Genomic DNA, 15064 nt, shown 5'->3' with positions numbered 1-15064 from the left:
ACCCGCCGCTATGGCGTGCGCACCGGCCTGTTCGGCCCGCGGCATGAGGTCGTGGCCGTCGAGGACGTCGATTTCGCAATCGAACGCGGCGAGATCGTCGGCATCATCGGCGCCTCCGGCTCGGGCAAGTCCACGATCGGGCGCCTGCTGACCGGGCTCGACCAGCCCGACGGCGGGCAGATCCTGTTCGACGGCGCCAGGATCGACGGACTGTCCGACCAGGCACGCCGGCCCCTGCGCCGCCGTCTCCAGCTCGTGCTGCAGGATGCCTCCTCAGCCCTCAATCCGCGCCGGCGCGTGGGCGTCCAGATCGCAACGCCGATACTGCGGCTGGGCGTCGCCGCCGACCGCGAGGACGCGCGCGAGCGCACGGCCGAGCTCCTCCGCCTGGTCGGCCTGGACGCGGATGCCGCGGAGCGCTATCCGCACGAATTCTCCGGCGGGCAGCGTCAGCGCATCAACATCGCCCGCTCGCTCGGTGTCGAAGCCGAATGCCTGATCCTGGACGAGCCCACCTCCGCCCTCGATGTCTCCGTGCAGGCCCAGATCCTGGCGCTGCTGCTCGAGCTCAGGCAGCAGCTCGGCCTGACCTATGTCTTCATCAGCCACAATCTGGCGGTGGTGCAGTCCTTCTGCGACCGCATCCTGGTGCTCGACAAGGGACGCCTAGTGGAAGACCTGCCATCCCGCACTATCACCAGGCAGGCCAGCGCGCCGGCCACCCGGCGCCTGCTGGAGGCAAACCTGTTCTTGTCCCGCGCCCCCGCTGCCGAGCCCTAAATCGAAGCATCCAGCCGGATCTTAGGAGAATGTGCCGTCGGCTCGATCCAAGGCTATCGAGCCGCTTTTGAGGACCGATGCCGTCGGCAGGCTGGATGGAGGTGTGGCGAGACACCCCCATCCGATCGAATTCCGCATGACCCTGCCGGATCAGGCCATACGGCGTTATCCCCTGGAGCTCGCCTCGGCCAAACCGCTTCCTCTAGGCTTCGGCATAAGGCCCCCTGAGCCCGAGCTTTTCCGTAAGGGCCGTGTAGCGGTTGGTGTCCCGCACGAGAGCGGCGCCATAGCGCTGCAGCAGGGTGGCGCGACGGTCGGGATCGGTGGTCGACGACAGCGCTCCCCAGATCGCGGCAAGGGATTCCACCGCCTCGCGCGCCTGGCGCAGGACCGCTTCATCGGCGACGGCGCGGGCAAGCGTGCCACCTGTCACCGCACCGATACCATTGACGGTGCGAGCGCCGGCATTGCGGTAGCCTGGCGGCAGATCGCCCTTCAGATTGGTGACGACGCCGTATTGGATGACGTCGAAGATCTGGTCGACGGCCTGCCTGGCTCCCTCCACGCGCGAGGGATGGTCGGTGTCGGCGGCGGCATGCGGCAAGAGTTCGAGCTTGCCGGAATGCCGGCCTTCGAGCGCGCGATAGGGCACCATCGGGCCCGACAGCGTCCCGTCGGCGGCATTGCGGAAGAGATCGGCGTCGATGCAGGCATAGGAGACCTTGCCCTCGGCAAGCGCCGCATCGAGGGCCTCGGCGTCGACCACTTCGCCTCGATCATAGTTGATGAGCACGGCGCCATCGGCGAGGCGGTTGAGGATATCGCTGCCGATCAGCGACTGGTTGGCGAAGCGTCCGCTCTTGGCATCGATCGGGCCGAGGCCGGTATGCACGGTGAGGACATGAGCCCCCTCCGCCGCAGCTTCGGCGGTCGGAGCGTATTCGAAGCCTTCCGACTCGATCCAATCCTTGTGCCGCTCGCGGGCATGGATGGCCACCTGCATGCCAAAGGCGCTGGCGAGCTTGGCGAGCTCGCGGCCGATATTGCCATAGCCGATCACCGCGATGCGCCGCCCTTCCAGCTTTTCGGTCGGGAAGTCGCGCAAATGCTTGCCGGTGTCGAACTCGCCGGCGACGACACGCCGGTGCAGTTCGTCGACCTTGAGGTCGGGCGCCACCTTGAGCAGGGCCTTGAAGGCCATCTGGGCCGTTGCCCGGCTGTTGAAGCTGGGCGTGTTCATCAGGGGCGCGTCGCCGCCAACACCGCTGCCGCCGCCCCAGGACACCGAGCCCATATTGCCGGTACCGGCGCCGATGCGCACGCCGCCGAGCGGAAACACAGAGTTCTTCGGCAGGAAGGTGGCCGCGGCAATCACCGCATCATACTGCCCCTTGTCGGTCTGCGGCAGGATCTCTGCCTCGGTGCTGAGATTGGGCTGGTAGAAGAAGTGGATACGTCCCTTCTGCAGCGCTCCGTCGTCCCGGATCGGGCCGAGATGGAAGACGCCGCCCTTCGCCTCGATATAGCGGCGGACTTCCTGGTGGTCAGGCTCTCCCTCACCGTCGAAGCGCATGCCGATAAGATCGGCCACCAATACCTTGTAGGCACGGTTGGGATCGTCGCGCCTGGCGCGCTCGCCGCCGGCATCGGCGCTCACCGGGAAGGTCTCGCCGAGCTTGGCGAGTTCTTCTTCCAGCACCACGATCTTGGCACGCAGATAGGCGTATTCGAGGTTATCGAGCAGCGCATCGATATCTTCCACCGGCCGGATGCCGCCGATCCAGGCGCGATAGTCGCCCGGCGTGCCTGGGAAGGCGTTGACATAGCGGGCAACGTCGAGGCCGCGTTCATGCTCGCCATTGGGATGGGTGATGCCTTCATAGGCAAGAATCTGCTTGGAACGGGCGATGATGCGGGCGTGGATGGCGGGGTCGGTGATGTCGGCATCCCTGATGCGCAGCAGCGTCACCGCCGCGCCGCGCCGCTCGGGATCGGCGACGCCGAGCTCGAACAGGGGATGGCTGGCCACCCACTGGTTCACGGCGGCGCGGTTGCGCACCGAGCGCTTGTAGAGATCCTGAACCGAGCCAAGGCGCTTTTCCGAGCGCAGCAGGCCGAAGGTGGTCTCGGCAAAGGCGAGGGTGGAGTAGGTGTTGATCACGCCGCCCAGCATCTTGTCCTGCGCCGGGTCATAGATCGGCCCGACATTGACGGTCCTCTCGCCCGTGAGCGGACGCTTGGGGTCGACCGGCGCCACGATCTTGAGCTGGCGCGGGATCGCCCAGGACGGCGACTTCTGGTTCCTCTCGACGAGGTCAAGCGCCTGCGGCGTGAAGGAGACGACGAAATAACCCGAGATACCGCCGATCGCCTTCTGGAACGGCATGAACAGGCAGCATTTGGCAATGACGTTCTTCACCGCCTCTTCGCCCCAGGGCATGGCGCCGAGCATCGAGGTGGCGTCGAGCACGGCATGGTGTTCGGCCGGATTGCGGTCGAGCCATTCGAGCAGATTGGCGATGTCCTGGGCCGTATAGGTGGTGGCGCCGGTGGTTTCATGGCCGACGCCGATGAAAAGCTTGACGCCCATCTTTTCGAGGGCGTCGGCGCTGGGAATGGCACCCTCCTCCTCGGCAAAGTGGATGCGGGACTCATCGCCATTGCGGGCATAGCGGTGCATCTCGATGAGCTGCGCGCCCCAGGACTGGCGGAAGAAACCGCCCGCCTTGGCCGCTTCGGACTCCGGCCGGAGCGTGTCGACGTAAACATGCTGGTTGGGATCGCCGGCAGTCACGAGATGGAGGGCGCAGACCGTGAAGCCGCTATGGCCACCACCGAGCCCCACCGCCATCTTGTTCGCCCTGGGGAACTCGAAATAGCGATGGATCTCCCGCATCATGTCGGTCAGGAACTTGTCGGCTGGATAGCCCCGATGCATGCTCCGCCCGACCTCGGCCGTGGTGAAGGGCCCGAGATCGCCGCCCTGGTCATCGAGCTTTCGATAGTTCTTTTCGAGCCAGCGATCGAATTCGAAACGCAGGAGGCGCGCATCCACCTCATCCAGCGTGCCGTCGGTGATCGGCCCGACGCCGAAGAAGGGATTGGAGGTGCGCGCCGGCGGCCCGGAACGCGTCAGTTCGAGAGTCTTGTCGCGTTGTGCCTTCAGCGTCTGGGCATTCGCCATCGGTCGGCGTCTCCTGTTCGGGTGGAAAAGGCTTCTTGGTGCCCGATGATAGCCGGCGCTTGCCGCCGCAAATATCGCGGGGCCGACTCAACATTCACCTTGCTGCGCATTTCGGAGCGGGAGACTGGCAGGCTGGCGATGCCGCATTGAGCGGCGCTGGTGCTGATCCGTGCGGGATTGCCGCTCCTCCGCGCCGCGAGTAGCAGAGCAGGGCACCCCCGTTCAGCCATGCGCGGCCGTCGATCGGATGGCGCCCGCGCCCGCTGCCCCGAAACCATTCATCCTGACAGCGAAGCCGTCGGCGGTTCCCAGGGAAGCTGAAGAACACTTTGCATGGGCGATGGTCTCAAGCATCCGGACACCGCCTCAAAAGCCAATCCCGAACAAAGCATTGACCGCCTAGATTGGCTCATCTAGCGTTCAAGATCACCTGTGAATGCAGTGCCGCTTGAAAGGCAAGTTTGCTGGCTAAGAGCAGGTTGCCCCATTCTCGTGTGATGGAGTCTTGCGCAATAATGACAAGCGATCGACCAATCCATATTGGGGTGCTGTTCTCGAAAACGGGTTGGACCGCGGCAACCGAGCGCAGCATGCTGTCCGCAACCAAATTCGCCATCGACGAGATCAATGAAACAGGGGGCATAAACGGACGAGAGCTCGTTCCGATCTATGGCGACCCTGAGGGAAAGCCGTCAGCATATCAGGATATGGCCCGAGAACTTTTGTCGGAAAGGAAGGCAAGCATCATCCTTGGTTGCTACACTTCCAGCCAGCGCAAGGCTGTCTTGAGCGTCCTGGACCGGGAGCATGGATTGTTGTGCTATCCAGCGCAATATGAAGGTTTCGAATATTCAAGGAATATCGTTTATTTCGGCGCAGTTCCCAACCAGAATAGTTTCTTCTTGGGATCTTATCTTTTGGAGAACTTCACGCCGAGACTGTACATCGTTGGTTCGGATTATGTGTGGCCGCGTGAATCCGGAAGGATCATGGCGGATCTGATCGGCTCCCGCGATGGCGAGATCGTTGGCCAGCGCTACCTTCCAGAAGAAGCGTCGATTGAAGAATTCGACGCCCTGATCAAGGACATGAAAAGCCGCAAACCGGATATCGTGTTCAACAATTTCGTCGGCAATTCGAATGTGAAATTCTACAAGGCCTATGCCGACAACGGCCTCGACGCCTATCAGATGCCGGTGGCAAGCTTGACGACCAGCGAAACCGACATCCGGGAAATCGGCATCGGTGCAGCATCCGGCCATATTACTGCGGCCACTTATTTCCAGTCGCAAACCAACTTGGCAAACAGGTCGTGTCTCGAGCGGTACCAGGCCGTGCATGGCGAACAGCCAAATGCGAACATGGGCTGGGAGGCCGCCTACACCCAGGCCCATGTGGTCGCGCAGGCGATGCGGCAGTGCGATTCCGACAACGTTAATCTCGTGCGCGCGCAAATCCTCGGTTCGACCTTCGACGCGCCGCAGGGTGTGATCGCCATCGACCCGTTGAATTCCCACGCGCATGTCTGGCCCAAGATTGGAGTCGTGCGGGAGGATGGGCAGTTCGACATCGTTGCCGAGACCAGCCACGCCGTGCCGCCAGACCCCTATCGGGCTGCCTATTTCCTGGATGACGAGGACACGCCATTGCAGCCCCCCGACCTGCCGAAAACGCTTCGCGCCGACTCTTTCGGCACTCAGGAGTGATCCAGTGATGCCTGAGAGGCCCCACGTGCTTCGACAGGCAAGCCGCTCGCGACAAACGGATGCCGGTGAGAGGATCTGATCATGCGGGGTTCCCATTCCTCCAGTGGCAAGGACAGGGACCAGATGGTTTCGGTCAAGGACTTGCGATCCTTGCGTGTCCTGCTCGTCCAGCCGAAGAACAGCGAAGGCGCGGCTCTACGGTCTCATTTGATGCGGATCGGCTGTCATGTGGAAGAAATCTGGCCTCCGCCGAGCACTTTCGAGAACATCGATATCGTTTTCGCAATGTTCGACCAGATCATAGAACATAAGCTGACGTTTGAATGGCAGGCCGACGATCCCCCTGCGGTCCTGATCGGGGTCATCGATTATGAAAATCCCCTCGCGATCGACAGGCTGCTGCGAATTCGAGCGAATGCGGTCATCGGACTGCCGATCCGCCCCTTCGGCATTCTCACCAATCTCCTGGTGACCGTGAATAATTTCCGGCGCGAAAAGCGGCTTTGCGCCAACCTGCACCGCATGCAGGCCAAGCTCGAAACCTGCCGCACGATCGAACGCGCCAAGCTTGCGATGATGCTTACGAACAGCCGCTCTGAGCAGGAGGCCTATGGCATGCTGCGCCAGTTGGCGATGAAACGGCGAACCACGGTGGAGGTCGTTTCCGGGGAAATTCTGAACGCTCTCGACTGGTGCGACGAGGACATGCCGACATCCCCCTAGAGAAAAATGGCTTTTCTCCGAATCGTCATTTTTCCCAACTCTTTGTTTCGGCGCGTTTTCCTAATCGAAAAATCTATCGACTTTTCTGGAAAGCGCTCTGGGGAATGGTGCGCTCCCGACCTTCCACGGCGGATAAGGACGAGGCCAGTTCCGTTCTGACGATATCCACGGAAGATGCCGCCTTGGCGGCCCGAGCCGGGGCGGTCATGCAAGCCGGGCTGCACCGAAGGCGCAGCCCGCAATTGTGTTCTACGTCGCCGAACTGCGTCGAGAGCCGAGCATGACCGGCTCGCAGCGCCCGGCATAGGTTCTTGCCTCTGCCCGGGCTGCCAGCAGGAATTCGCGGCGGTCGGACGCGCATGCAAGGCAAATCGGCTCATGACGGAATGAAGGGTCGCGATCCATTTCATGGGCGATATAGGCCTGGGCACAATGACTGCAGCGGATCCTCGCAGTCCATGGATCGTCGACTTCACTTCTGGGGTCGTGCGGCCGCTCCACGATGAACCAGTTCGCGCGCGCGATCCCCAGAGACGCGGCATAGATGACGACGGCTATCGCCAAGGTGATTGGCGGTGCCCAGATGCCGCCAAAGCTGCCGCCGAAGACCAGGAGCAGGCAGCCGACCGCCGATGCGACCACCCAGGCTCCAAGTCCGCCCGGATTGACCAGCGGAACCCGGCCGGGACGAAACTCCAGCATGTCAGCCTTGATCCCGCGCAGGTAGCACCAGCCGACATGGGTCATGGCGACACCAACCCAGGCAACGATGATCACACCCTGGAACTGGAGCGTCTGCAGAAGGTAGCCGAAGACATTGGTGAGCATCACAAGGAAGATCACGACCGACATGATCGCCACCCACACGGTGCGGGGCAATGAGATCTTGAAGGCCCGCGCAAAGAAGTTCTGCATGTTGGTGGATGAAAGATAGAAGTTGATCGTGTTGATCCTGGTCTGGCTGACCCAGACCAGGAGCACGCCGAAGGGTCCCATCAGCGCCACGATGCCGATGATCGCAGACGTCTCCGACAGCGGCCCCACGATCGGAATGGTTTCGGCGATGAAGATCCCGACCGCACCGTTGATCAGCAAGGTGACGACATAGAAGGGAATGCCGAAGCTCGTATTGCCGTTGGCGACGGCGTCCTCCTTGCGGCCGAAGCGGGCCACGTCCCATGTCATCATCACCACGACCCACACGCCCATATAGACCGTGAAGGCGAACCACCAGCCGGGAACACCCATGTCGGCGCTCTTTGCTGGAAGATGAGTCAGCCAGTTGTTCGAGTATCCATGTGTAACGATCGCCCAGATGACGCAGGCGATGAGGCCAAGGACGTAGAGAGGTAGCAAAACGCCGTTGATCCGATCCAGCCAGGTGCGGACGCCGCGCATGACCAGAGGGGCGCTGTAGCAGCAGACGATGAAATACCACAGGCTCATCGGTCCGCCGAAATAATCCTGAAGCGCGATCGCGACGATCGTGCCCTCGGCAATGGCGTAATAGGTGATCGTCACCCCGAACAGCAGCGCGGCGAAAGTCGCGCCGACCTGCCCGAAAACCGCTCGGGAAAACAGCGCCACATTGGTGCCGCTTCGTGCCGCAAAGCGGGCCGCGACATTGCACAGAACGCCGTAGACCACCGTTGATAAGGCAATGCCGATCAACGTATCGACCGTGCCGACCGACAATGCGACGGTACTGCCGACAACGACCCAGAACATGGCGCTCATCAGGCCGAACCAGGCCATCGCAAGCGAAAATCGCGAGCTTCGCCACGTCGGCGGCACGATATGCAAAGAGAAATCCTCGGCGGCCGCCTGGCGCAAGACTCCAGGTTCGTCCTGGTAGATGATGTCCGGTTTTGGAACGCTACTGGCTGTGTCCATGATGTCCCCTCTGTGGTCGCGGTCGTACCAATGTCAGCTGGGGAACCAGGGATCAGTGGCCGGTCCGCAGGATGTGAAATTCCAGCCGTCTCTTGTCGCGGCTGGCTGTTTCCCTACACGCGAGAACTACCTTCAACAGGTGCATGCGCGGACCTGCTCGCGCAGAACGCGAACCGGCGTGAGCCCGGAAGTCGGAGATATGCGCATTGCCCTGAACACGATGGCGTTGGCGTTCCCAGCCAACCCAGCGCGATTGCAGGCCGCCTCAAGGAGCGGCACTGACGCGGAGGCGGAGCGTTCTGATGCTCCGCCTCCCCTCCACGGTCGCCTTAGGCGGCGCGGGATCTTTGGGTCGCTTCCTTGCCGAGGACCGCCAGCGTCTTGCCCCAATAAGGCACGACCCTGCGCTTGAGCATCTGGCGAAACTGACTGGTCGTATTGGGCAGGAGGGTGCCGTCACCCCAATCGAGGATGACGCCATATTGCCGGATGCAATCCATCTCGTTGAGCTTTCCGGCGCGATAATCGGCAGCGATCGCCTCGGCATCCTCATCGAGCCAGCCCAGGCGAGCTGCAGCGATGTGCTGGCGTTCCCTCTCGGTTGCCTCGACATCGACCTCGTACTGGGCCAGGTCACGGTCGATCACCCTGATGACGACGCCATAGTCGATCCGTGCCCGCTCGAGGCTGACATATTCGTCGGCCACGTCCTCGCAAACGAGTTGAGGGTCGCGCAGCAAGGGGTCGCCGACTCCGCCGCCGCCGGCGGATGGCCGCGTGAACACGTCGTCCAGCTCGATCGGCAGGTTGGAGAAGATCGAGCCGAGATAGCGCTCCTTCTCCGTCCCCTTGTTGAGCCACACGCCGTGCGGGATCGAGGGCAGACCGCCCCACATACCCCAGGTGACGGAGCGCTCGCGATCGCAGCAATAGGACACCACGATGCGCTCGCCTTCGAAGACGGATCCGCCCTTCTCGGCGCCAAGCCCGCCTCGGGACTCCCCGGGACCAGCCGAGTCCTGAACGAAATCATGGCATTTCGTCAGCACGGGAGCGAGGCGCTCCTGGCCCTCGAGAGGCTGGATGCCATATTGGGCGCCGAACACCGGAGCGGTGGCATTGAAACCGTCCCGGCCGTTGCGGCCGCCCCAACCGCCTGCCATCCAGTCATACCACATGAAATAGGGACGTCCCTTGATCCTGGTGTCGCGCCCGCCAACCAGCAGATATTCGAGATTGAAGGCGCAACCCATGGTCCGCTCGGGCAGGATCTCGGCCCAAAGGCCGAACACCGAGTTCATCAGCTTTTCGAACGGGCCGGAACAGAAGCCGGCGCATGGGCTCGGCCAATCGGCGTTCACGACGGTTCCCGGTTCTCCCACATTCACGGTTACCGCCCGGTAGAGGCCGGAGTTCAGCGGCAGATCCGGGAACTGATATTTGGTTCCCGCCACGATACCCGCAAACGAGCCGCCATAGGCCGCATTCAGGAAGGTCGAGATCTGCGGATGCGATCCCGACAGATCGTAATGGGCGTGATTGCCGTCGATCGTAAACTTGATCTTGATCGGGATCAGCCCCTCTTCGAGCTTGGGGTCCTGATCGATATAGTCCTCGGCGTACCAGGTCCCATCGGGCAATTCGGCAAGGCGCGCCCGCATGAGTACTTCGACATAGTCCTGTACTTCCTGGAACGCGGTCTTGATCGTCTCGGCGCCATATTTGTCGCAAAGCCGGATGATCTCACGCTCGGCGACCGCGGTCGCCTCGGCCTGCGCCTGCATGTCACCGATGACGTCGCCGGGATTGCGCGTATTGGCGGCGATCATGCGGGCCACGTCTTCGAGCCAGACGCCCTTGCTCCAGACACGCACCGGCGTGATGCGCAGCCCTTCGCCCATGTGGTCGAGCGCCGTGATGTTGAAGGATCCCGGTGCTGCGCCCCCCATGTCGGCCCAGTGGCCATTCGCCTGCGAATATCCGATCAGCTCGCCCTTGTAGAACATCGGGCGCAGAATCCGCGTGTCGTTGAAGTGACTGCCGCCGCGGAACGGGTCGTTGATGATGAAGACGTCGCCGGGGTGGATGTCGTCGCCGAACGCCTCGATCACCGCCTTGCAGGTATAGTGGAGCGTTCCCACATGCGCGGCGATGTCGCCCGTTCCCTGCATCACCAGGTTGCCCTGGGGATCGCTCAGCCCCGACGAGAAGTCGCGGCAATAGATCACGAACGAATAGCAGGTTCTCAACAGCTGTTCGGCCATCTGGTCGACGATGTTGACGAAGGCGTTGCGCAGAACCTCGAATGTGATCGGGTCGAGCGTGGTCTTGAACACCGTCTTCCGATCCTCGGGGAGCGGCGGATGCTGAATACCCTTGTCGGACAGTCCTGCATATTTGTTGGAGTTGCTCATGCTGTTCTTCCTCTCCATGTTCCTTTGCCAGGCACCGCTTATGCAGCGTCGAGCTTGATCTGGATGTTGAGCCACTCGTCGATATGGGCGACGCAGTCCGGCGGGATGACAGTGGTCGAGTCGAGCTGGTCGATGATGGCGGGTCCCTTGATCGTGACCCCGGCCGCCAGATGATCGCGGTCATAGAGGTTCGTGGTCATCGCCTCGGGCTGTCCGTGGAACCAGACCTCCCGCGTCCCCTTCGGTGTCGCCGTTGCATCCCTGTCGATCTTGACTTTCGGGAAGGACGGTTTGGGCGTGACGCCGATGGCGCGAACGGTCAGACGATAGATCTCGACCGGGAAGTCCTCACGCCGGAAGTTGTGCGCCTTCTCATATTCACTGTGGAAGATCGCAATCGCCTCTTTCATCGATTTGATCTGGCCGGAAACCGGCACCGCCAGCGAACGCCACTGGCCGCGATAGCGCATGTCGACAAGACGCTGGAACGTCATGTCCTTCTCCTCGACGCCGTCGGTCTCCAGGCGCTGGCGCCCTTCGGCTTCGATCTCCCTGAACGCCGCCTCGATGTCGGCAGGATCAGCCTCGACGGCATCCTTGAAGAACATCCGGGTCACGTCGTGCTGGACATCGACGAGCATGCAGCCGACCGCCGAGGTCACGCCGGGGTTCGGCGGCACGATCACCACCGGGATGTTGAGCTCGCGGGCAATGTCCACCCCGTGCAGCGGTCCCGCTCCTCCGAAAGCCACCAACGCGAAATCGCGAGGATCATGGCCGCGGGCAATGGAGATCAGGCGAACCGCGTCGGCCATGTTGGCGTTGGCAACCCGGAGCGTTGCGAGCGAGGCGTCGATCACATTGAGATCGAGCGCATCGGCGATCTTTTTCATTGCCCCGAGCGCGGCATCACGATCGAGCTTCATCGTACCGCCGGCGAGTTCGGTACCGACGCGCCCCAGAATGATGTTCGCATCGGTATTGGTCGGTTCGGTGCCGCCAGCCTTGTAGCAGGCGGGCCCTGGCACGGAGCCGGCCGATTGCGGGCCGTTGCGCAGCGACCCCGCCTTGTCGAGCCAGGAGAGCGAGCCGCCGCCCGCACCAATGGTGAGCACCTCGACCGACGGGAAGCAGATCGGATGGCCCCAATCGACCTCCCATTTGTCGGTCATGCGCAAATGGCCGTCCGCCGCCAGCGAAATGTCGGCCGATGTTCCGCCCATATCCAGACCGATCGCGTTCTTGTAGCCGCACAGGCCGGCAAAATGCCTGCTCGCAATCGCACCCGCCGCGATGCCCGAGGCCGCGAGCCGCGCCGCATATTTTTCCGCTGTCGCCGGCGTAATCACGCCTCCGCCGGAATGCAGGAGCAGCACGTCGGCCTCATAGCCGGCTTCGCTGGTTCTGCGGTCGATATCGCGTGCATAGGGGCGGATGATCGGCGCCAAGATCGTATTGGCGACTGTCGTCGAAAACCGGTCGTCCTCGAAGATCTCCGGGTGCGTTTCGTGCGACGTGGTGATTGCGACATCCGGCCCGAGCTCTTCGGCGAGAATTTCGGCCATTCGCAGTTCGTGAGCGCCGTTGACATAGGCGTTGATGAAGCACACCGCGACCGCGGTCACTTTCCGCTTGCGCAGGATGCGCGCGACTTCACGGGCCTCGGCCTCGTTGAAGGGCTCGATGACCTCGCCGCGATAGTTGATGCGTTCGGTGACGGCGAAACGATCGCGGCGGCGAACATAGGGCGGAGTGCCTTCCTTGTAGGCATCCCAGGGATCTTCTCGGGTACCGCGCCCGATTTCGAGAACATCGCGAAAACCCTTGGTCGTCACCATTGCCGCGGGCTTGAAATTACGGGTTATCAGCGCATTCGTGGCGATCGTCGTGCCGTGGGTAAACAGTTCCACGTCATGCCAATCGATCCGGGCCGCGGCAGCGCCGTTCATCACGGCGTCAATCGGATTGGACGTGCTCGGGACTTTTGCAACGGTTTGGTTGCCGTTGGAGTCCAGAATGAAAACGTCGGTGAATGTTCCTCCAACGTCTATGGCAACTCGAACACGTGACCCATTAGACGCATAGCTGCTCAGTCTTCCGTCTATATTCATAGGCGGACTCCTCCAGATTTACGTTGGACAGTGTGATCCGGACAGCACAACACATGTCGTGCGGTACGATTATCTTTTATGTTTGGGGGGATGGTCACGCACAGTACCTACTGCGCGCTGCGCAACGTGCCGTGACCGCGTTCTCTGTTGAACGTAACTGGTAGCATACGCACAAAATACTGAATTCGCCAAACGTTTTTTTGGGGTCACTGGCTTGGGCCCAGGAGTCCCTGCTTGCGCATAGGCGCGTGGCCGAAAGCGACAGTAAAACCGAGAGGACAACTCCCCGGACGTCCGCAACCGCCTTGCCTTGGGAGGAGCCCCCAAAGCCTCGATGCCCCCCGGATCGCAACCTCCCGGTCGCACCAGGGGCTCATCCTCGTGATTCAGTTCGGCCGGTCGAGGATTTATTACAAAGGCGAGGCACGCCCTCTGTCTTACGAGGCTCTCAGCAGGTACCCGAAGTCACCTTTGCGGGCGATGATATCCGCCAGGGAATAGCGATCGAGTGTCGCCAGGAACGATTGCAGTGCTTCGTCCAGCACGCTTGTGAGACCGCAGGCCGGCGCGATGATGCAGGCCCCGCAGCCGACCAGATCGAAATCGTCCTCGGTATGGCGGACGAGGGCTCCGACATTGATGTCGGCGGCTGGCTTGGCCAGACGAATGCCACCATGCCGGCCCCGCACGCTTTCCAGATAGCCTGCATTCACCAGATCGTTGACGACCTTCATCAGATGGTTCTGCGAGATGGCATAGGCGCGCGCAATGTCGCCAATCGAGCATAGCGTGTCCGGCTTCCTGGCCAGATACAGCAGGACACGCATGGCGTAGTCGGTGTAGCGCGTCAGTCGCACCGATTTGCTCCAAAAAATATGCATCAATGTTGCATGTTTTATTTCGTCGGTATAGATGCATCCAGGATACATGTTTTTGAACCGATCAAACCCTGTCCCGAAAGCATCCAGATCACAGGAGATGTGATGTCACAGCCGCTCGGTGCGCAAACCATCGCGCTCGTCAAAGCCACCGTTCCCGCCCTCGAGGCCCACGGCCTCGATATCGTGCACGAAATGTATTCGCGCATGTTCAGGAACCCCGACATTCGAGACCTGTTCAATCAGTCCCACCATGGCGATGCGGGATCGCAGCCGCGCGCGCTGACCGGCGCCATCCTGGCCTATGCCAGCAATATCGACAATTTGAGCGCGCTGGTGCCTGCGGTCGAGCGAATCGCGCAAAAGCATGTCGGGCTCCAGATCCTGCCCGAGCACTATCCTCATGTCGCCGATGCCCTGCTGGGCGCGATCAAGGCCGTTTTGGGGGATGCCGCAACCGACGAAATCCTCGCCGCATGGGGAGAGGCCTACTGGTTCCTTGCCCATATCCTGATCGCCCGCGAGGAACGCATCTATGCCGAGCAGAAGGAAGCCATCGGCGGCTGGAACGGCTGGCGCGATTTCCGCGTGGAGGACGTGGTGCGCGAAAGCAGCGTGATCAAATCATTCGTGCTGCGGCCGGTCGATGACAAGGGCGTCATGCCCCACAAGCCAGGGCAGTATCTCACCTTCTGGTTCGACATCCCCGGCCATCCGCCTATCAAGCGCAATTATTCCATTTCGGCTGCAGCGAATGGGCAGACCTATCGCATCTCGGTGAAGCGCGAGCCCCATGGTCTTGCATCGGGATGGCTCCACGATCACGCCGCCGCGGGAACGATCCTCAAGGTGGCGGCGCCGGCGGGCGAGTTCTTTCTTGCCGACCACCCCGAGCGCCCTGTGGTCCTCCTGTCCGGCGGCGTGGGCCTCACGCCGATGGTGGCGATGCTGGAGGCGTTGGTCGCCACCGGCAGCAGCGTTCCGGTCCACTACATCCATGGGACGCATAATCGCCAGACCCATGCGATGCGCGAGCATGTCCGCGCGCTGGCCTCTCGAGGCAAGGCGGTGCGCGTCACCGATTTTCACCAGACGCCGCTCGCCGATGAGACCGCCGGACGCGACTACGATCTCGCCGGCCTCATCACGGACGGCTGGCTGATTGCCAATACCCCGGCCAGCGAGGCGGACTACTATATCTGCGGGCCGAGGCCTTTTTTGCGGGCCGCGGTTTCGGCGCTGTCGCTCGCAGGCGTGCGATCCGACCGCATCCATTACGAGTTCTTCGGCCCGGCGGACGAATTGCTCGCGGCCTGAGCGCTTCCCTTCGGATGCGGGGCTCTTCGGTCGAAATCGGCAAGGACTATCGACCGCC

General features: G+C 62.1%; 9 protein-coding genes. 4 read left to right on the top strand and 5 right to left on the bottom strand.

Annotated elements, in window-relative coordinates; all coding sequences use genetic code 11:
* On the top strand, positions 1 to 780 hold a 780-nt coding region (locus QM672_RS30100; protein WP_415087003.1), incomplete at its 5' end, for an ABC transporter ATP-binding protein.
* Positions 781 to 982: 202 nt separating this feature from the next.
* On the opposite strand, the gene QM672_RS30095 is transcribed toward QM672_RS30100, so the two are convergent.
* A complete protein-coding gene (locus QM672_RS30095) occupies positions 983 to 3964 on the bottom strand; it encodes an NAD(P)-dependent oxidoreductase (protein ID WP_415087001.1) in 2982 nt (993 codons plus the stop codon).
* 515 nt (positions 3965 to 4479) lie between these two features.
* Here QM672_RS30095 and QM672_RS30090 point away from each other — a divergent pair.
* Both QM672_RS30090 and QM672_RS30085 read left to right on the top strand, forming a co-directional pair.
* Positions 4480 to 5670 (top strand): transporter substrate-binding domain-containing protein, encoded by a 1191-nt coding sequence (locus QM672_RS30090; protein WP_311943376.1) that lies wholly within the window; start codon positions 4480 to 4482, stop codon positions 5668 to 5670.
* A gap of 123 nt (positions 5671 to 5793) precedes the next feature.
* A complete protein-coding gene (locus QM672_RS30085) occupies positions 5794 to 6393 on the top strand; it encodes an ANTAR domain-containing response regulator (RefSeq protein ID WP_367626771.1) in 600 nt (199 codons plus the stop codon).
* Between the two features lie 249 nt (positions 6394 to 6642).
* Here the strand turns inward: QM672_RS30085 and QM672_RS30080 are convergent, their stop codons facing one another.
* From QM672_RS30080 to QM672_RS30065, 4 genes are all read right to left on the bottom strand, one after another.
* Positions 6643 to 8286, bottom strand: coding sequence for a purine-cytosine permease family protein (locus tag QM672_RS30080; protein ID WP_367626770.1), 1644 nt, complete (start codon positions 8284 to 8286; stop codon positions 6643 to 6645).
* A gap of 329 nt (positions 8287 to 8615) precedes the next feature.
* Positions 8616 to 10700, bottom strand: coding sequence for a hydantoinase B/oxoprolinase family protein (locus QM672_RS30075; RefSeq protein WP_311943370.1), 2085 nt, complete (start codon positions 10698 to 10700; stop codon positions 8616 to 8618).
* 38 nt (positions 10701 to 10738) lie between these two features.
* Positions 10739 to 12811, bottom strand: coding sequence for a hydantoinase/oxoprolinase family protein (locus tag QM672_RS30070; protein ID WP_394312890.1), 2073 nt, complete (start codon positions 12809 to 12811; stop codon positions 10739 to 10741).
* Positions 12812 to 13248: 437 nt separating this feature from the next.
* Positions 13249 to 13668, bottom strand: coding sequence for an RrF2 family transcriptional regulator (locus QM672_RS30065; protein ID WP_311943366.1), 420 nt, complete (start codon positions 13666 to 13668; stop codon positions 13249 to 13251).
* A 126-nt stretch (positions 13669 to 13794) separates the two neighbouring features.
* On the opposite strand from QM672_RS30065, the gene hmpA reads away from it, so the two are divergent.
* Positions 13795 to 15006, top strand: coding sequence for an NO-inducible flavohemoprotein (hmpA, locus tag QM672_RS30060; RefSeq protein WP_415086998.1), 1212 nt, complete (start codon positions 13795 to 13797; stop codon positions 15004 to 15006).
* Positions 15007 to 15064: the final 58 nt, after the last annotated feature.

The organism is Labrys sp. (in: a-proteobacteria) (genome assembly GCF_047605565.1).
In the GTDB taxonomy this organism is placed as follows: Bacteria; Pseudomonadota; Alphaproteobacteria; order Rhizobiales; family Labraceae; genus Labrys; species Labrys neptuniae.
This window is presented reverse-complemented; position numbering and strand designations above follow the sequence as displayed.

Bases quoted from the DNA above. Each gene is read 5' to 3' on its own strand.
- QM672_RS30075 (WP_311943370.1), bottom strand. From the start codon at position 10,700: ATGAGCAACTCCAACAAATATGCAGGACTGTCCGACAAGGGTATTCAG.
- QM672_RS30070 (WP_394312890.1), bottom strand. From the start codon at position 12,811: ATGAATATAGACGGAAGACTGAGCAGCTATGCGTCTAATGGGTCACGT.
- QM672_RS30090 (WP_311943376.1), top strand. From the start codon at position 4,480: ATGACAAGCGATCGACCAATCCATATTGGGGTGCTGTTCTCGAAAACG.
- QM672_RS30080 (WP_367626770.1), bottom strand. From the start codon at position 8,286: ATGGACACAGCCAGTAGCGTTCCAAAACCGGACATCATCTACCAGGAC.
- QM672_RS30085 (WP_367626771.1), top strand. From the start codon at position 5,794: ATGGTTTCGGTCAAGGACTTGCGATCCTTGCGTGTCCTGCTCGTCCAG.
- hmpA (WP_415086998.1), top strand. From the start codon at position 13,795: ATGTCACAGCCGCTCGGTGCGCAAACCATCGCGCTCGTCAAAGCCACC.
- QM672_RS30095 (WP_415087001.1), bottom strand. From the start codon at position 3,964: ATGGCGAATGCCCAGACGCTGAAGGCACAACGCGACAAGACTCTCGAA.